Origin of the sequence: Rickettsiella endosymbiont of Dermanyssus gallinae (genome assembly GCF_019285595.1) — a bacterium.
Taxonomy (GTDB): domain Bacteria; phylum Pseudomonadota; class Gammaproteobacteria; order Diplorickettsiales; family Diplorickettsiaceae; genus Rickettsiella_B.
In genome coordinates this window covers 604,902-622,243 of the sequence record NZ_CP079094.1, presented here as the reverse complement: position 1 = coordinate 622,243, position 17,342 = coordinate 604,902, and the positions used below count along the sequence as shown (strand labels likewise).

Here is a 17,342-nt window from a genome sequence, read left to right as displayed (position 1 = left end):
TCCTCATGTATATTGCATACACTCCGGTCGCTCATCTTCGCGGCGCCTTGCCGAAAACCCAATTGCTGTGAGTATAAACAACATCCCCTTTAAAATAAGCCGCTTCTTTATTTTGCTCGCGTGCTTGCTAAGCTTGCACGCTTGCACACTGTTTAAACCTATCCCAACAGAACCCTTACACTATTATACGCTGACGGCACTACCACCGGCTTGCCAAACCACACAAAAAACACGCAGCACGATATTAGTCACGCAACCGCGCGCCAATGCGCTCTACAGTAATCCACGCATGATCTATAGTCCTGACTGCTATCAGATCCAATACTTTACTCAAAACCGTTGGATCGATACGCCACCGCATATGCTGCATCCGTTATTAATAAAATCATTACAAAATACCGGTTATTTTCAGGCTATTATTAATACACCGGCCACCACTTACTATGATTGGATTCTGAATACACAGCTATTAAGTTTTCAGCAAGAATTTAGAAGCAACCCTAGTCAATTCCGCATTGCCATGCGTGTTCAATTAATTAATGCACATACCAACCGCATTGTTGCAACAAAAGATTTTATGGTGGTACAACCCGCCCCGATGGATAATCCACACGGTGCAGCGATTGCTGCCAATATGGCGACAAGCAAAATATTAAGAAAAATAGCCGTTTTTTGTTTGAATTGGACAGAATAGTACTGTAACCAAAGTATATAATTGCTACGATCAGTTTTACTAAGTAAAAAAATGGGCAATGTCATCAATAAGGAAATATTACTGACCCAGAAATTCGCGGGACAGATACGAAACAAGGTCGATCACGAAAAAATACAACTTCAAGCGGGATATGAGCATCGTATTGCTAAAGGGTTTTTGAACCTATTAATAGAATTAAAAAAAGAATTAAAAAACAGGCCGTATTTTCCTTCTGAAAATAATAAAATAAATTGGACACCCGAAATTGAGAAAAAAATTTCCATCTTATATCAACAATTAAAAAAGCTATTTTCCCCCATAGAAGGAGGATGCCGTCCCGATAATCAATCGGCTTATTGGTCTTCAGATGGACGTAAGGCGGCAGAAAAAATAGGTATGGATTTTGCACACACCGTCATTGGTTCCGTGGTTAACCAGATGATGCCAAGCATTCAAACGGTCATTGCTCGCAATAAGAAAACACAAGTGAGTCGCTATGCTCCCGAAGAATTTCGGCCATCGTGTCCCCGAAATTCGTTCGCATGACGCGACTGAAATTAGGCCGCGATACGTCCTGCGTCCGGCACGCACTCACTCCTTCGGAGTTCATGCCCGTGCCTCCCACAAATGACTTTACGGCGTGATGCGTTTCCTGCTTCGCCCGTCAACGCACGCCTATCGCGGGCTCTTCGACTTCGCATTGCTTTCACAATGCTTTCCTGTCTCATCGAAAGAAAGGGCTAGCCTTCTTTAATACGGCCTCTTCTCGCACTTGCCGCGATAACGAGCTAGAAACTGTAACAGATAAAAAAATAGCTATAAAAATTCAATAACAATTTTTTTCGGCTATTGCTCTGCCAATATAGCGACAAGAAAAATAGCTGTTTTTTATTTGGACTGGACCTAAACAGTGACTTAACAAGTTGTTAATGTAACAAAGAAATTATCACCTATTCGCTTTTGCATATAACACCTTTATTTTCGTACAATGCGCCCTGATATTACAATATTAAGGGTGATTTATGATAATAAGCGATTATTTTAGTATTGAAAAAATCAAACTTCTCTTCCAAAAAAAAGCGCGCGAATATAGAAAAAAAACCCCCGTACTCGCAAGACACGTCTCTGCCAATGAAATAGGCACAACACTAACAACCTATATCTATGATGCAAACAATTTACTTGGCTGTAAAGCCGAAACAGAATGTATTTCATCAAAGGATATGGTTATCGTAAGAAATATGACAGAACTACGTGATTCAAAAGGCAATCCTTTACAGGATAACGAAAATAAGCCTATTTATAATGAATATGCCATGCCAATCACCACCTTCAAAAAAAACTATGGCCATCTCGATCAGTTATCAAAAAATTTTAAACACAAGTTCTATAAAAAATCACTATAAAAGCCATAGAAATTAATGATGAAGTCATTTCTATTCTAGGAGAACACGACAACTCGAATAGCCCAACGCCTAGCGAGATTCGCATAAAAACTTCCTGGGGCGATGAATTGTTAGAACACGGTGGATTATTGACGACTGAACATTATGCTATCTCAAGAAGAGAATCTCTAGAAACCTATATGCCGGTTAATCATAGCGACGCCGAACAAGAAGATTTAGAAGCTAAAAGTAGTACAGCTAAGATTTCTCCTAGATAATGAGGAAAACTCATCGTCATTGCGAGCGCCGGAGGCGCGTGGCAATCTAGACTAATATTTTCTACATCCATTGGATTGCTTCGTACCTACGGCACTCGCAATGACGGTTATGGCTAAACTTGATTTAAATCAAATAATTGCAAAACCGCTGCTAATAATTCTTTTTGATTTAAGGTAGCCGCCTGACGTAACGCAACGCTCGGCACATGCAATAATTTATTGGTTAACCCATGAGCTAAACGTTGCATTACTTCTTCGGTAGAAAGGCCTTTTTCTAATAAGGAAAAGGCCTTTTTTAATTCTTGGTCACGCCACTGTTCGGCTTGCTGCCGGTAAGCACGAATGATCGGCGTTGCTTCTTTTAGGCGTAATAATTCAAGATATTCTTGAAGTTTATTTTCAATCAACGCTTCGGCTTTTATCGCTTCTACTTTACGATGCGATTGATTTTTTTGAATCATTTTTTGCAAATCATTCAAGGTATATAAATAAACATCCTCTAGTTGATTAACTTCCGCTTCAATATCACGCGGCATACCTAAATCTGCCATAAATAAAGGACGGCGACGCCGTTTTTTTAAGGCACTTTCCAGCATGCCTTTGCCTACGATAGGTAATGGACTAGTGGTTGCCGTCACAACCAAGTCAACATCCGGTAAATAGCGCGGAATTTCATTTAAAGCGATGGTTTGACCACCTACCATTACCGCTAATCGCTTGGCATGCTTAGCCGTACGATTCGCAATCAAAAAATGTTGAATGCCTTGCGAAAGCAGATGTTTAGCCACTAAAGAAATCGTTTCTCCGGCGCCAATGAGTAACACTCGTGAATCGGCTAAATTTGCAAAAATACATTTTGCGGATGTCACTAAAGAAAAAGCTAATGAAACAGGATGCGCGCTAATAGCCGTTTGATGGCGCACTTGTTTGCTCACGTTAAAGATATACTGAAATAAACGTTTAAATTGATTGCCGGCCATACCCAATGAATGGGCAAAAGAAAAAGCCGTTTTAAGCTGCCCGGTAATTTGTGGTTCACCTAAAATAATCGAATCTAAACCGCTGGCGACACGCAGAATATGACGTACTGCATTTTCTTCGCGATAAACGTACCAATGATTCTGCAAACTCGTTTTAGATGCATGCTTAGTACGACATAACCAATCCAACGTATGCTGCGCTTGGCCATTAATACAATAAAACTCGGTACGATTACAGGTTGAAAGAATCATGACTTCTTCAGCCTGCGTCTCTTTTAAAAGTTCCTGTAAAGAACTGGCTAGATAGTCCGAGGAAAAACTAAGCTGCTCGCGCAGCGATAAAGGCGCCGTTTCATGATTAATGCCACAAGCAACGAGATTCATAAAAGTTTAAAAATTATATACTCACAGTAATGGGATTTTTGGCAAGGCGCCGTGAAAACGAGCAACCGCAGTGTATACAACATACATGAGGATTGCGAGGCTAGCGGCAACATAGCCAAAAATTCAAGTGCGAAGAGTATTTGGAAGAGAAAAGACTATCCTTGCCCATTCATGCTTATGTTGAATATCAACACAGCTAAAACCTTGCTCAACGTAATGCTGCTGAATACTTTCTACTTGCTCACTTAAGATGCCCGCCAAAACACAGAGTCCGTCTTTTTTCAGGTGCTGTTTAAACACCTTCGCTAAATCCATCAAGGGTTTTGCAAGAATATCCGCCATCAGTACATCCGCTTTAATATCCTGCGTCAATTGCTGTGGAAATAAACAGCTTATTTGCTCCGGTGGAATAGCATTCTGTAACGCGTTAGCTTGCGTCGCTTCAATGGCTTGCTCATCATGATCAACCGCAAACACTTTTTTTGCACCGCATTTTCAAGTGAGTCGCTATGCTCCCGAAGAATTTCGGCCATCGTGTCCCCGAAATTCGTTCGCATGACGCGACTGAAATTAGGCCGCGATACGTCCTGCGTCCGGCACGCACTCACTACTTCGGAGTTCATGCCCGTGCCTCCCACAAATGACTTTACGGCGTGATGCGTTTCCTGCTTCGCCCGTCAACGCACGCCTATCGCGGGCTCTTCGACTTCGCATTGCTTTCACAATGCTTTCCTGTCTCATCGAATGCCGCAATCGCTAAAATGCCGGAACCGCATCCATAATCAATCAGCGTTTGCCCGCTTTGCATATGGGCATCTAACCATTCTAAACACAATGCGGTACTGGGATGTGTGCCGGTACCAAAGGCTAAACCGGGATCTAATCGAACGATAACACCCGAGGGATCAGGCGCTTCCATCGTGGTTGGGCAAACCCATAAACGTTGTCCAAAACGCATGGCTTTAAAATCATCTAGCCAAACACGTTCCCAACATTTATCGAGAACGACTTTAACACTGGATTTTAAAATTGTTTTGTCATCAAATTCACGTTGCAATGCATCCATTAAGTCGGAGATAGACGTGTCTTCTGAAAATAATGCATTCACCTCTACACGTTGCCACAAAGGCGAGGTGTTTAAATCAGGTTCAAACAACGCTTGTTCATCGGCGGCTTTCCAGGTAATTGAAACCGCGTTGGCTTGCTCTAAAAAATCACTGACTGATTCAGTATCGCTTTCTTTTGTTTGAATAGTAAGTTCTAACCAAGCCATAACATTACTGCGTTAAACGCTTTTCAAGATAATGAATATTGGTACCACCTTGAATAAAGTGAGGATCGCGCACTAACTCTTGGTGCATAGGAATATTGGTTTTAATCCCTTCAATAACAATTTCATCTAAAGCATTACGTAAGCGCGCTAAGGCTATTTCTCGTGTTTCACCATACGCAATCAGTTTACCAATCAGCGAATCATAATTCGGGGGGACACGATATCCCGTATAAATCGCGGTATCAACACGGATCCCAGGTCCGCCGGGTGGATGGTACAGTGTAATCGTCCCTGGTGAAGGTAAAAATGTTCGGGGATCCTCGGCATTGATACGACATTCGATCGCATGACCGCGGAACGTGATCTCTTTTTGTTTATAATCCAATGACTCACCGGATGCGATACGTAGTTGCTCACGCACTAAATCAATACCCGTGATTTCCTCGGTAATAGGATGTTCAACTTGAATACGTGTATTCATTTCAATGAAATAAAAATTTCCATTTTCATACAGAAATTCAAAAGTACCTGCACCACGATATTTCATCTCACGGCAGGCTTTCACACATAATTCACCGATTTGATTGCGTTGTTTTTCAGTCACGCCCGGTGCAGGCGCTTCTTCAATGACTTTTTGGTGTCGTCGCTGCATCGAACAATCGCGTTCGCCTAAATGAATGGCGTTACCTTGACCATCCCCTAATACCTGAATTTCAATGTGTCGGGGGGTTACCAAGTATTTTTCCATATAAACACTGGGATTTTTAAAATTAGCTTCCGCTTCAGCACGTGTTAAAGAAATAGCATTTAATAAAGCGGCTTCACTGTGTACCACCCGTATTCCACGTCCACCACCACCACCGGCAGCTTTGATAAGTACCGGGTAACCTATCTTTTGCGCAATTTTTAGATTTTTTTTATCATCGTTATCTAATTCGCCTTCTGAACCGGGCACACAAGGTATTTTAGCCTTTCGCATCGCGGCAATAGCCGATACTTTATCACCCATTGTCCGGATCGTTTCGGCGGTAGGACCAATAAAAACAAAACCACTTTGTTCCACACGCTCTGCAAAATCGGCATTTTCAGATAGGAATCCATAACCTGGATGAATACCTGTTGCATCGGTAATCTCAGCCGCTGCAATAATCGCCGGTACATTTAAATAACTGGCTGCCGCAGAAGCAGGCCCTACACAAACCGTTTCATCGGCCAATTTAGCGTGCTTCAAATTCGTATCGATCTCGGAATGAATAGCGACTGTGCGTATACCTAATTCTTTACAGGCACGTAATATGCGTAAAGCAATTTCACCCCTATTTGCAATAACAACTTTATTCAGCATTATTTTTACCTATTAGCGACTATACTGCCCTGCATATATACTTTTTTATTCGATAATGAATAGAGGTTGATTGAATTCAACCGGATTTCCATTTTCGACTAATCTTTTTTTAATGACACCCGCTTTATCCGCTTCAATTTGGTTCATCATTTTCATGGCTTCAATAATGCAAAGCACATCGCCTACTTTAACAGTCTGTCCTATGGCGACAAAAGGAGCCGCCGCTGGATTTGGCGCTAAATAAACCGTTCCTACCATAGGCGAACGAACGTGATGACCTGACTCGGGCACTTTTTGCGCATCATCTTTTGCCGGGAACGCAGAAGGAGCAAGGATAGCCGCTGGTTGCGAGGAGGCGGCTTGTGTCAATTGGCGTTGAATCCGTATTGACTGCTCACCTTCTGTAAATTCGATTTCACTTAAGTTATTCTCATTAAGGAGTTTAATAAGCTGATTAATTTTTTCCGAATCCATATAAAATGGGCCTCTTCTTTCAATCTAATAATAGCGGCTTATTGGAGCATATCCGATGGTACTTTACTAGTCTTTAGGGAAACCCTATGAATAATCTAGCGCAAATAAAATGCCAAACACTGGTAGGCGTTGGTCCAAAAATAAGCACTTATTTGGCCAAATGCGGCATTCATACCTTACAAGATCTGCTCTTTCACCTACCTCACCGTTACGAAGATAGGACGCAGATAACGCCCATCAAACAGCTAAAATCCGGAACACAGGTATTAGTCAAAGGCACTATTATTCAAGTAACGAGCAAATTCGCCTCCAAACGCCAGCAAAGCCTCTATTGTCGCCTACAAGACGAGACCGGCAGCTTGGGGCTACGGTTCTTCCATTTAACCTTAGCGCAGCGCCAGCAATTTAAAACGGGCGCTATTTTGCTTTGTTTTGGGGAAGTACGCGCCTCATCGAGGAAGTTTTTTGAGCAAGAAATCGTTCATCCCGATTATGAATTTTTAAGCCCCCATAAAGAATTTACCTTACCTCCTCACCTCACAGCGGTGTATCCCAGTACACAGGGTTTAAGTCAACGCACCTGGAATAAACTGATACATCAAGTACTCTCGTTATTAAACCCTGCATCGCCCGATAAAAATACCGCGCAACATCACTTCCGCGATTATTTACCCAAAGCCCTTTTAAAACTATTACAACTACCTGATCTCATCAGCGCTTTACATTTTTTACATAAACCACCCCCCCATACATCGCTTGATGCATTAAGCGCAAAAAAGCATCGTGCACAACAACGCCTCATTGTAGAAGAACTACTTGCGCATTTCTTGAGTGTTCGAACCACCAAAAAAAATCGTGAACAAGAAGTAGCGCCGTCATTGCTCGCAAAAAACCAATTAACCAAGCGTTTTCTTACCGCCTTACCTTTTCAACTCACCGCAGCTCAACAACGCGTTAATCAAGAAATCAGCGCTGACATGGAAAAACCGTATCCCATGCAGCGATTATTACAAGGCGATGTAGGCTCTGGTAAAACCGTTGTGGCCGCCTTTGCAGCCATTCAAGCCATTGAAAATCATTACCAAGCGGCCATCATGGCGCCTACTGAAATTTTAAGCGAACAACACTATCAACATTTTCATCGTTGGCTAACGCCTATAGGCTGTCATGTCGTTTGTTTGCGTGCAAAACTTAAAGCAAAAGAAAAACGCAAAATTTTATCCGAGATAGAAACGGGGAAAGCACAAATCGTGATTGGTACCCACGCCCTTTTTCAAGCCCAGGTTAAATTTAAAAAACTTGGTTTAATCATTGTCGATGAACAACACCGCTTTGGTGTACAACAACGCTTAGCACTTTTAGAAAAAGGACAAACTAACGCCTTGCAGGCGCATCAATTATTTATGACCGCAACACCGATTCCTCGTACTTTAGCCATGACTTCACTCTGCGATCTCGAACTTTCTTTCCTTGACGAACTTCCACCCGGCCGATTACCGGTACAAACTATTGTGCTTTCAGCCAAACACCGCACCGATGTCATCGCACGTGTTCGAAATAATTGCCTGCAAAAAAAACAAGCGTATTGGGTCTGTCCGCTGATTGAAGAATCCGATTTAGTCCACTATGAAGCGGCTAAAAGCACACTCAAACTATTACAATCCTACTTACCTGATTTACGTTTAGCACTCATACATGGTCGTCTTTCGTCAGAAGAAAAAGAAAGTATCATGCATAAATTCAAAGCCCATGACATTGATGTACTCGTTGCTACTTCGGTTATCGAAGTCGGCGTGGATGTGGGTAACGCCAATTTAATGATCATAGAAAATGCAGAACGCTTAGGACTCGCACAACTTCACCAATTACGCGGACGCGTCGGTAGAAATCAGCAACAAAGTTTTTGTGTATTACTTTATGAACGCTTATCGCCGATTGCAAAAAAACGTCTATCTATTATGAGAAAAACGAATGATGGCTTTATGATTGCGCAGCATGACTTAGAACTACGCGGACCCGGTGAAATCTACGGGCTGCGTCAAACCGGCTGGCAACAATTACGCATTGCGGATCTGAGCCGTGATTATTACTTACTACCGCATGTAGAGCGACTTAGCGACACGATTACCAGAAAACATCCTGATTTAATCGCGCCTATCATTCAACGTTGGACAAAAACGAATAGTCAGGATTGCAGTAAGGTTTAAATTAACGATATCGTCATTGCGGGGCGTGGCAATTTAGTTACCTATTCCCCTGGATTGCTTCGCACCTACGGCGCTCGCAATGACGATGAGTTCTCAAGGAAGCTTGGATTAACACTCGCATCTGCTATTCTACATACTTGAAAAAAAGCACTATTATTTGAGGAAGTAAATGCTATGCCCTTTTTATGTATGAAGGTTAGATAAGCATCATCTCCTACAATAGAATCTATTTCAGTTTGACTCAATTTTTTAACCCAAGGAAGAATCTGTTCAAGTGAGTCGCTATGCTCCCGAAGAATTTCGGCCATCGTGTCCCCGAAATTCGTTCGCATGACGCGACTGAAATTAGGCCGCGATACGTCCTGCGTCCGGCACGCACTCACTCCTTCGGAGTTCATGCCCGTGCCTCCCACAAATGACTTTACGGCGTGATGCGTTTCCTGCTTCGCCCGTCAACGCACGCCTATCGCGGGCTCTTCGACTTCGCATTGCTTTCACAATGCTTTCCTGTCTCATCGTATGACTTCTGCCTTTTTCTTTTTAGGCATGTAAAGATCAGTAATGCTGCCTTCAAATATTTCACTGGCTAACATCACTGTTTCAGACAGTGTTGGATGCGGATGTATCGTTAATGCAATGTCTTCCGCTTCACAACCCATTTCAATCGCTAAGGCAATTTCACTAATTAATTCACCGGCATTCGGACCGACAATGCCAGCGCCTAATACACGTTGTGTTTTAGGATCAAATAATAATTTAGTTAAACCTTCATCACGTCCCTGACCTAATGAACGACCGCTGGCCATCCAAGGAAACACGGCTTTTTCATAAGCAATACTTTTTTCTTTGGCTTCCATTTCAGTCAATCCAACCCAAGCGATTTCTGGATCGGTATATGCAACCGAAGGAATACAACGCGGTTCAAAAAAGTGTTTTTTACCGGCAATCACTTCAGCCGCAACACGCGCTTCAGCCACTGCTTTATGCGCTAACATAGGATTACCTACGATATCGCCAATCGCAAAAATATGATCGACCTTTGTTCTTAATTGTTTATCCACAGCAATAAAACCGCGATCGTCTATATCAATACCTAAAACTTCGGCACCAATTAATTTTCCATTCGGTTTACGCCCTACCGCGGATAAAATACGATCATAACGTTGTGGTTTATCCGGTGCATTCTCACCTTCAAAACTAACCCACAAGCCATCTTTTTTAGCTTCAACTTTGGTGACGCGTGTATTGAGGATAAATTTATAATGTTTACTGAGGCGTTTAGCCAGCGGCTTAACAATATCTTCATCGGCACCGCCAATAATTCGACTGCCACCTTCCACTACAGTAATAGAAGCACCTAGCGCATGATAAACCGTCGCCATTTCCATACCAATAATACCGCCACCTAATACTAAAAGATCGCCTTTTGTTTCTTTCAGTTCTAGCGCACCGGTTGAATCAATAATACGTGGATCATCTGGCAAGAAAGGTAAACGAACTGGCTGTGATCCCGCCGCAATAATGGCTTGTTCAAATTGAACGACCTGATTACCTGTTGCGGTTTTTATCGTTAATTCATTTTTAGCCGTAAATTTTCCTTCGCCTTGGATCACTTCTACTTTACGTTGTTTGGCTAACATAGATAAACCACCGGTTAGCTTTTTAACGACACTGTCTTTCCAAGTACGGAGTTTATTGATATCAATTTTTGGATCACCAAACTCTACACCAAACTCTTTCATCGCGGCCGCATCTTCAATTACTTTAGCGGCGTGCAATAACGCTTTAGAGGGAATACAACCCACGTTTAAGCAAACACCGCCCAAAGTCGCATCCTTTTCCACTAATATGACTTTTTTCCCTAGATCAGCGGCACGAAAAGCTGCCGTATAACCACCTGGCCCACTCCCTAACACCAGCACTTCAGTCTTTTTAGTTTCTAAGTCAGCCATATTTTCCTCTATAAAACTTATAAATATAAAAAATTATTCTCTCTGCTCACGTCATGGCGAGCGAATGTAATAAGCGTGGCCATCCAGGAAAAATCAAATTATGATACTGGATTGCCGCGTGCTTCGCACTCGCAATGACGACCCTCTCTATTCTCTACAACAACCAGCGACGGATATCCGATAAACAATCCGCTAGAAACACGCTAAATCGTGCACCTTCTGCACCATCGATAACACGGTGGTCATACGATAAACACAAAGGCAACATCAAACGAGGAATAAATTCTCCGTCTTGATATTGCGGTTTAAACTGCGCTTTGGATACGCCTAAAATAGCCACATCCGGCAGATTAACAATCGGCGTAAATGCCGTACCACCAATACCACCTAAACTGGAAATGGTAAACGAACTACCTTGCATATCGGCACTGCTCAATTGTTTTAAACGTGCCTTATTACTCACCTCGGCTAATTCTTTGGCTAATTCTAAAAGACTTTTTTTATCAACGTCTCTTATAACAGGCACTACTAAACCTTCGGGCGTATCGACTGCAATACCAATATGAAAGTATTTTTTAAGAATTAATTGCTCGCCATCAGCTGATAAAGACGCATTAAACGCAGGAAATTCTTTCAGCGCTGTGACTACCGCTTTCATAATAAAAACGAGCGGTGTTAATTTAACGTTTTGTTTTGCAGCAAACGCAGCTTGTGCTTTGCGAAAAGCTTCCAGCTCGGTAATGTCCGCCTCGTTAAACTGCGTGACATGCGGAACCAGCAACCAATTACGATGTAAATATTGTGCGCTTAGTTTTTTAATACGCGATAGCGGTTTATTTTCTGTTTCACCAAATTGACTAAAATCAATTTGTGGCGCACTTGGCAAGCCCGCGCCCGTACCACTGCTTTGACCCGTTTGATTTAAACGAGATTTCACAAAATTTTGTAGATCTTCTTTTACAACACGGCCTTTTTGACCTGTACCCGTTATTAGATTGAGATTCAATCCAAATTCTCGCGCTAAGCGGCGGACACCCGGCCCTGCATGCACATCCCCTTGATCATCATCTTCCGATGACACCGCTGTATCTTCGGTGTTTACCACTGTAGTTATAGTTTCAGCTGGTTTTGCTGTTTCTTGCTGAACGTTTGCTGCGGCTGTTTCTGTGGTTTCTTTTTTAGCTGCCGGTTTTTCTTCTGCTACCGCGGTATCTGCTTCTGTTTCTAGCAGTACGATAAAATCACCTTTAGAAACTTTATCACCAACTTTTACTTTTATTTCCTTTACTTTACCTGCAAAGGGCGCAGGAATATCCATCGAGGCTTTATCACTTTCCAAAGTAATCAATGCCTGTTCGGCTTGAATAGACTCACCCACCTTAATCGGTATTTCAATGATCGCCGCTCCAGAAACGTTACCTAAATCAGGTACGCGGACTTCTTTTAAATTAGACAAACGAATTCTCCTCTAGACCGTAAAAGGATTGGGTTTTTTAGTATCGATAGCATACTTTGTAATAGCGTGTTCAATGTCCTTAGCACTCACCACGCCCTCTGCACATAAGGCATGTAAGCTCGCAATAACAATATAAAAACGATTCACTTCAAAAAATTCACGCAGTTTCTCACGCGTATCACTGCGACCATAACCATCCGTACCCAATACCACGTAATTTTGTTTTATAAAACCACGAATTTGATCGGCATTTAAACGAATATAATCAGTCGCCGCAATCACTGGGCCTTTGCGCTCAGATAAGCAGCTTGCGACATAGCTTTGTTTTGCTTGAGCACTAGGATGAAGTGAATTATCACGTTCAACCGCCAAAGCTTCTTTACGTAATTCTGAAAAACTGGTCACACTCCAGATATCAGCCGTCACACCAAAATCTTTTTCTAATAATTCAGTCGCTGCAATGACTTCATTGAGAATGGTACCGGATCCTAATAATTGCACATGCTTATGCTTTTCATTGGCTTGCTTATTTTCCGACAACAAATACATACCCTTGAGAATGCCTTCTTCACTTCCTTTAGGTAAGGCAGGCTGTTTATAGTTTTCGTTCATCAAGGTCAGGTAATAAAATACATTTTCCTGTTTTTCGAACATACGACGTAAACCATCTTGAATGATGACGGTTAATTCGTAACCAAAACAAGGATCGTAGGCCACACAATTAGGCACGACCGAGAAAAATAAAAGATTATGTCCATCTTGGTGCTGTAAACCTTCGCCCGCTAAAGTGGTTCTACCGGCGGTTGCACCTAAAATAAATCCGCGCGCTTGCATATCACCGGCTGCCCAAACAAAATCACCAACCCGTTGATAACCAAACATCGAATAATAAATATAAAAAGGAATCATACTTAAATTATTCGTACTATAAGAAGTCGCTGCTGCCATCCATGAACAAAAAGCACCGCCTTCATTAATACCTTCTTCTAATAACTGGCCTTTTATATCTTCACGGTAATACATCAGCTGATCGGCATCGACTGGTTTATATAACTGTCCTACTGGCGAATAAATACCAATCTGACGAAATAAACCTTCCATACCAAAGGTACGCGATTCATCGGGAACAATGGGTACAACACGAGGACCCAAGGTTTTATCTTTTAAAATATGCCGTAAGATATCAACAAACACCATGGTGGTAGAAATTTCACGATCATTCGATCCTTGTAATGGATTAGCAAAGTGATCCAGCGATGGCGCGGTCATCGTTTCATCGCAGCGCGAACGTCGCGCGGGTAAATAACCACCTAATTTTTTACGATTCTCTTGTAGATATTTAATCTCGGGACTTTCTTTTCCAGGATGATGGAAACTTAAGCTTTCCACCTCTTCATCACTCATCGCCAACTTGAATCGATCCCTAAAGGCTAATAACTGTTCGTGGGTCATCTTCTTTTGCTGGTGAGTAATGTTCTGTCCTTCACCCGCCGTTCCCATACCATAGCCTTTGATCGTTTTAGCTAAAATAACTGTGGGCTGACCCGTGTGTTCAACCGCTGCTTTATAAGCGCTATATACTTTCTGAATATCATGTCCGCCACGCTTTAAGTGCCAGAGATCTTCATCACTCATATCAGCAACCAACGCCTTTAGTTCAGGACATTTACCAAAAAAATGTTCACGAATATAGGCACCATCTTTAGCACGGAAATTTTGATATTCACCGTCAATGGTTTCCATCATCACCTGTTGTAACAAACCTTGTTTGTCTTTTGCCAACAGTGCATCCCAAGCACTACCCCAAAGCACTTTAATAACGTTCCAACCTGCACCACGAAATACACCTTCTAATTCTTGGACAATTTTACCATTACCACGTACCGGTCCATCTAATCGTTGTAAGTTGCAATTAACCACAAAAATAAGATTATCCAGTTTTTCTCGTCCTGCAACCGAAAGTGCACCTAATGATTCAGGTTCATCCATTTCACCATCACCACAAAACATCCATATTTTTCTATTCTGTGTATTCTGCAAACCACGATTCTGTAGATATTTTAAAAAGCGGGCTTGATAGATAGCCTGCATAGGCCCTAAACCCATAGAAACTGTAGGAAACTGCCAAAAATCGGGCATTAACCACGGATGTGGGTAAGAGGTGATGCCTTTTCCACCTATTTCTTGTCGAAAGTGCGTCAGCTGTGTTTCGTTTAATCGACCTTCTAAAAAGGCTCTGGCATAAATACCGGGTGAGGAATGACCTTGTATATAAAGTAAATCACCACCATGCTGCTCAGAAGCCGCATGCCAAAAATGATTAAACCCTACTTCATATAAGGTGGCAGCCGACGCATAGGTCGCAATATGCCCACCCAACTCAGAAGACACTTTCCCTGCCCGTAACACCATCATGACCGCATTCCAACGAATTAACGCTGCGATACGGTGTTCTAGTTTTTTATCGCCGGAAAAAGCCGCTTCGCGACTCACGGGAATGGTATTGATATAGGGTGTTGTTAACGCACCGGGTAGTGCTACACCTTGCTGTCGTGCTTTATCGATAAGCTGTTGTACGAGGAATTCAGCCCGCTCAGCGCCTTCGACCTTTAAGACGGACAATAGGGCATCTAACCACTCTTTGGTCTCAATGGGATCAGAATCTAGGTGTAAAGTTCGCTGCGTCATGGATAGTAGCTGCCCTCAAAAATATATTTTTATAATACATACTCTTCGCACTTGAATTTTTGGCGGTGTTCCCGCTCAACTCGCCATCCTCATGTATCATCTATACACGGCGGTGGCTCGTTTTCGCGGCGCCTTGCCAAAAATCCAATTGCTGTGAGTATAACGCGTTGCTCGATATTCTACCTTAATTACCATTAAAGTAGAGATGCGTGCGCCGTTATAACAGCACGCCTAAGGTAACAGCAAACACAATAACTAAGAAAATAACTAAAGACCGGTCAATCAATTTTAAGGCCTGAGGGTAATTTTCTGCGCTTAATTCAATGTTTTCTTCTAAACCTAAGGCAATACGTCCACTTTTTTCAATCAATTCACGATTCAAAGATAAATCTCTTAATAAGTAATCTAACCAAAATTGACAAGTGTTCACAAAGTTACCTGCCAGAGCGAAAAGGATAGCGAATAAGCGAACAGGTAACCAGTCTAGAACAGCAAGTACCTGACCAGCTGCCTTGCCTAATGCAGGATAACTGGCATGGATATGTGCAGAACGTTCAACTAAACGATAAACGAGCGCCGCAATCGGTCCTAATACAGCAAACCAAAAAATAACCGCAAATAAAGTTTCATTCGTTTGCCAAAATAGGGGTTGATGGACCTTTTCTGTTTCAGAAATATTCATCGGGCCCAAACAATAAAAAAGTACAAGGGCACCAATCAGAAAAGCGAGCAAGCCATGCACAATAAATGCACTCAAACCATAAAGAAGTGCAACCGGTATAACAATAGGCAACACCACCAGCGCTAAAGCAATATAATCCTGTTGTGCCCAACTCTGGTTGTGGGTCAGTTGATGTACTTTACCCACATACTGTTCAAACCAATTAAAGCGAGCAAGCAAATTACCTTTGTGCAAAAACCGCTCTATACTTAAACACAATAATAACGTAATGAAGGTCATAAAATTCTCCAGCTCCTGCTTATTCCTGAATAATTTTTATTCAGTAAATAAAATAGAATTCACACTATAGCACTTCGATTCAGTACTGTCGTTTAATCGACACGCAACTTATCATCCAAGGCCAATGGTGTAGGATAACGTAAAACCACCCAATAAGACGAGCCAATAAACGTCAAAATAGTGGCCGCTTGAATAAGATAGTTGGCTTTCCCACCAATTAAAGCCGGTGTAGCCTCTGCCGCTAAATAAGCAATCAATAAAGAAAACTCGCTCGCCTGCCCTAAACGTACACCCGCTTCGCGCGCAATATTTCTTTTCTCACCTGACCAACGCAGTAATACTTGAAACAACCACGGTTTAATCAATAATACTAAACCGGCGAGTAAAAGCGCAGGAACAATGACTTGTGGCAAATAATGCAGATCGAAGCTCGCGCCAATCGCAAAGAAAAACATAATCAAACAAAAATCACGCAATGGTTTTAAGTTCTCGGCAATAAAAACCGCAATCGGTCCTTCGGCAATAGAAACACCCGCTAAGAAAGCACCTATTTCTGCTGAAAGCCCTAAGGCACGCGATAATTCTGCTAAACCTAAACACCAACCCAATGCAACTAAGAAAAGGTATTCTTTAACGCGGTCAAAACGCATAAAGAGTTTGCTAATAAAATAATGTTGTACGACAAAAGCAAAACCCAATAACAAAGGAAAAGTAATGAGCGTTAATCCTAAATCAGCCCATTTAGAACCAGTGAGGTGTGCACCATGCACTAATAACAACATCACAATCGCTAATAAATCTTGTAACAATAAAACACTGATGATCGTTTCACCGATGGGTTTATTATGTAAGGCCAGTGTCGGTAATAATTTTAAACCAATGATGGTACTGGAAAAAATTAAGCTTGCGCCTATCAGCAAACTTTCTAACGCGGTAAAACTAAATAGATAACCGACGGCAAATCCAATCGTCGTAAATAAAGCACTAAACACCAATGTCACTAAGGCGGTTTTTTTCAAACTATGCAAAAACTCTTGCGGCGTCAGATCTAAACCCACTAAAAACAACAGGAATATAATGCCAATATCGCCAATGTCACGCGCAACGCCTATATTAGGTACTAACTTTAATCCGCTGGGACCAAAAATCACACCTAGCAATATATAGGCGACTAATAAAGATTGACGGGTATAAAGTGCAATCGTCGCTAAGACGGCTGCACCGGTAAAAATGACAAAGGTAGAAAAAACGAAACTATGATCCAT

General features: G+C 42.0%; 18 protein-coding genes and 1 pseudogene. 5 read left to right on the top strand and 14 right to left on the bottom strand.

Annotation, left to right across the window (positions count from 1 at the left end):
* Nucleotides 1-124 precede the first annotated feature (124 nt).
* Nucleotides 125-694: an ABC-type transport auxiliary lipoprotein family protein gene (locus KX723_RS03175; RefSeq protein WP_246562519.1), complete on the top strand. Its 570-nt coding sequence runs from the start codon at nucleotides 125-127 to the stop codon at nucleotides 692-694.
* 51 nt (nucleotides 695-745) lie between these two features.
* Complete coding sequence (locus tag KX723_RS03170) at nucleotides 746-1,240, top strand: hypothetical protein (protein ID WP_218814633.1); 495 nt, start codon at nucleotides 746-748, stop codon at nucleotides 1,238-1,240.
* A gap of 11 nt (nucleotides 1,241-1,251) precedes the next feature.
* Here KX723_RS03170 and KX723_RS03165 read toward each other — a convergent pair whose 3' ends face one another.
* Entirely contained in the window at nucleotides 1,252-1,422 is a 171-nt protein-coding gene (locus tag KX723_RS03165; protein ID WP_218813323.1) for a hypothetical protein, read from the bottom strand.
* Between the two features lie 294 nt (nucleotides 1,423-1,716).
* Between KX723_RS03165 and KX723_RS03160 the strand changes: the two genes are divergently transcribed.
* Both KX723_RS03160 and KX723_RS03155 read left to right on the top strand, forming a co-directional pair.
* Nucleotides 1,717-2,100 (top strand): hypothetical protein, encoded by a 384-nt coding sequence (locus KX723_RS03160; RefSeq protein ID WP_218814632.1) that lies wholly within the window; start codon nucleotides 1,717-1,719, stop codon nucleotides 2,098-2,100.
* 107 nt (nucleotides 2,101-2,207) lie between these two features.
* Nucleotides 2,208-2,357, top strand: coding sequence for a hypothetical protein (locus KX723_RS03155; protein ID WP_218814631.1), 150 nt, complete (start codon nucleotides 2,208-2,210; stop codon nucleotides 2,355-2,357).
* A 113-nt stretch (nucleotides 2,358-2,470) separates the two neighbouring features.
* On the opposite strand, the gene hemA is transcribed toward KX723_RS03155, so the two are convergent.
* From hemA to accB, 6 genes and pseudogenes are all read right to left on the bottom strand, one after another.
* Nucleotides 2,471-3,721, bottom strand: a complete 1,251-nt coding sequence (hemA, locus tag KX723_RS03150; protein WP_218814630.1) for a glutamyl-tRNA reductase — start codon at nucleotides 3,719-3,721, stop codon at nucleotides 2,471-2,473.
* Between the two features lie 123 nt (nucleotides 3,722-3,844).
* Nucleotides 3,845-4,204: pseudogene (locus KX723_RS03145) on the bottom strand (50S ribosomal protein L11 methyltransferase); the annotation flags it as partial.
* Nucleotides 4,205-4,291: 87 nt separating this feature from the next.
* Nucleotides 4,292-4,462: a hypothetical protein gene (locus KX723_RS03140; RefSeq protein WP_218813315.1), complete on the bottom strand. Its 171-nt coding sequence runs from the start codon at nucleotides 4,460-4,462 to the stop codon at nucleotides 4,292-4,294.
* Nucleotides 4,410-4,994, bottom strand: a complete 585-nt coding sequence (locus tag KX723_RS03135; protein WP_218814628.1) for a 50S ribosomal protein L11 methyltransferase — start codon at nucleotides 4,992-4,994, stop codon at nucleotides 4,410-4,412. Before KX723_RS03135 ends, KX723_RS03140 begins: the two co-directional genes overlap by 53 nt.
* A 4-nt stretch (nucleotides 4,995-4,998) precedes the next feature.
* Complete coding sequence (accC, locus tag KX723_RS03130; RefSeq protein ID WP_218814627.1) at nucleotides 4,999-6,339, bottom strand: acetyl-CoA carboxylase biotin carboxylase subunit; 1,341 nt, start codon at nucleotides 6,337-6,339, stop codon at nucleotides 4,999-5,001.
* Between the two features lie 45 nt (nucleotides 6,340-6,384).
* The gene (gene accB, locus KX723_RS03125) at nucleotides 6,385-6,813 is read right to left on the bottom strand and encodes an acetyl-CoA carboxylase biotin carboxyl carrier protein (protein WP_218814626.1); all 429 of its coding nucleotides are present in this window, start codon (nucleotides 6,811-6,813) and stop codon (nucleotides 6,385-6,387) included.
* Between the two features lie 86 nt (nucleotides 6,814-6,899).
* On the opposite strand from accB, the gene recG reads away from it, so the two are divergent.
* The gene (gene recG, locus KX723_RS03120) at nucleotides 6,900-9,020 is read left to right on the top strand and encodes an ATP-dependent DNA helicase RecG (protein WP_218814625.1); all 2,121 of its coding nucleotides are present in this window, start codon (nucleotides 6,900-6,902) and stop codon (nucleotides 9,018-9,020) included.
* A 65-nt stretch (nucleotides 9,021-9,085) separates the two neighbouring features.
* Here the strand turns inward: recG and KX723_RS03115 are convergent, their stop codons facing one another.
* The 7 genes from KX723_RS03115 to KX723_RS03085 form a co-directional block, all read right to left on the bottom strand.
* The gene (locus tag KX723_RS03115; RefSeq protein WP_218814624.1) at nucleotides 9,086-9,328 is read right to left on the bottom strand and encodes a hypothetical protein; all 243 of its coding nucleotides are present in this window, start codon (nucleotides 9,326-9,328) and stop codon (nucleotides 9,086-9,088) included.
* Nucleotides 9,329-9,365: 37 nt separating this feature from the next.
* On the bottom strand, nucleotides 9,366-9,536 hold the full coding sequence (locus KX723_RS03110) for a hypothetical protein (protein ID WP_218813323.1): 171 nt from the start codon (nucleotides 9,534-9,536) through the stop codon (nucleotides 9,366-9,368).
* Nucleotides 9,533-10,972 carry a dihydrolipoyl dehydrogenase gene (gene lpdA, locus KX723_RS03105; RefSeq protein WP_218814623.1) on the bottom strand — a complete coding sequence of 480 codons (1,440 nt, stop codon included), beginning with the start codon at nucleotides 10,970-10,972 and terminating at the stop codon, nucleotides 9,533-9,535. The genes KX723_RS03110 and lpdA overlap by 4 nt, the downstream gene beginning before the upstream one ends.
* Nucleotides 10,973-11,126: 154 nt before the next feature.
* A complete protein-coding gene (gene aceF / locus KX723_RS03100; RefSeq protein WP_218814622.1) occupies nucleotides 11,127-12,428 on the bottom strand; it encodes a dihydrolipoyllysine-residue acetyltransferase in 1,302 nt (433 codons plus the stop codon).
* 12 nt (nucleotides 12,429-12,440) lie between these two features.
* Nucleotides 12,441-15,116: a pyruvate dehydrogenase (acetyl-transferring), homodimeric type gene (aceE, locus tag KX723_RS03095; protein WP_218814621.1), complete on the bottom strand. Its 2,676-nt coding sequence runs from the start codon at nucleotides 15,114-15,116 to the stop codon at nucleotides 12,441-12,443.
* A 217-nt stretch (nucleotides 15,117-15,333) separates the two neighbouring features.
* The gene (gene ampE, locus KX723_RS03090) at nucleotides 15,334-16,077 is read right to left on the bottom strand and encodes a regulatory signaling modulator protein AmpE (protein ID WP_218814620.1); all 744 of its coding nucleotides are present in this window, start codon (nucleotides 16,075-16,077) and stop codon (nucleotides 15,334-15,336) included.
* Nucleotides 16,078-16,169: 92 nt separating this feature from the next.
* Complete coding sequence (locus KX723_RS03085; RefSeq protein WP_218814619.1) at nucleotides 16,170-17,342, bottom strand: cation:proton antiporter; 1,173 nt, start codon at nucleotides 17,340-17,342, stop codon at nucleotides 16,170-16,172.

Excerpts from the sequence above, each read along its gene's own strand:
- ampE (WP_218814620.1), bottom strand. The coding sequence starts at position 16,077 with ATGACCTTCATTACGTTATTATTGTGTTTAAGTATAGAGCGGTTTTTG.
- KX723_RS03115 (WP_218814624.1), bottom strand. The coding sequence starts at position 9,328 with ATGGCCGAAATTCTTCGGGAGCATAGCGACTCACTTGAACAGATTCTT.
- hemA (WP_218814630.1), bottom strand. The coding sequence starts at position 3,721 with ATGAATCTCGTTGCTTGTGGCATTAATCATGAAACGGCGCCTTTATCG.
- KX723_RS03140 (WP_218813315.1), bottom strand. The coding sequence starts at position 4,462 with ATGAGACAGGAAAGCATTGTGAAAGCAATGCGAAGTCGAAGAGCCCGC.
- recG (WP_218814625.1), top strand. The coding sequence starts at position 6,900 with ATGAATAATCTAGCGCAAATAAAATGCCAAACACTGGTAGGCGTTGGT.
- KX723_RS03135 (WP_218814628.1), bottom strand. The coding sequence starts at position 4,994 with ATGGCTTGGTTAGAACTTACTATTCAAACAAAAGAAAGCGATACTGAA.
- accB (WP_218814626.1), bottom strand. The coding sequence starts at position 6,813 with ATGGATTCGGAAAAAATTAATCAGCTTATTAAACTCCTTAATGAGAAT.
- aceE (WP_218814621.1), bottom strand. The coding sequence starts at position 15,116 with ATGACGCAGCGAACTTTACACCTAGATTCTGATCCCATTGAGACCAAA.
- KX723_RS03170 (WP_218814633.1), top strand. The coding sequence starts at position 746 with ATGGGCAATGTCATCAATAAGGAAATATTACTGACCCAGAAATTCGCG.
- lpdA (WP_218814623.1), bottom strand. The coding sequence starts at position 10,972 with ATGGCTGACTTAGAAACTAAAAAGACTGAAGTGCTGGTGTTAGGGAGT.
- KX723_RS03110 (WP_218813323.1), bottom strand. The coding sequence starts at position 9,536 with ATGAGACAGGAAAGCATTGTGAAAGCAATGCGAAGTCGAAGAGCCCGC.
- KX723_RS03160 (WP_218814632.1), top strand. The coding sequence starts at position 1,717 with ATGATAATAAGCGATTATTTTAGTATTGAAAAAATCAAACTTCTCTTC.
- KX723_RS03085 (WP_218814619.1), bottom strand. The coding sequence starts at position 17,342 with ATGGATCATAGTTTCGTTTTTTCTACCTTTGTCATTTTTACCGGTGCA.
- accC (WP_218814627.1), bottom strand. The coding sequence starts at position 6,339 with ATGCTGAATAAAGTTGTTATTGCAAATAGGGGTGAAATTGCTTTACGC.
- KX723_RS03165 (WP_218813323.1), bottom strand. The coding sequence starts at position 1,422 with ATGAGACAGGAAAGCATTGTGAAAGCAATGCGAAGTCGAAGAGCCCGC.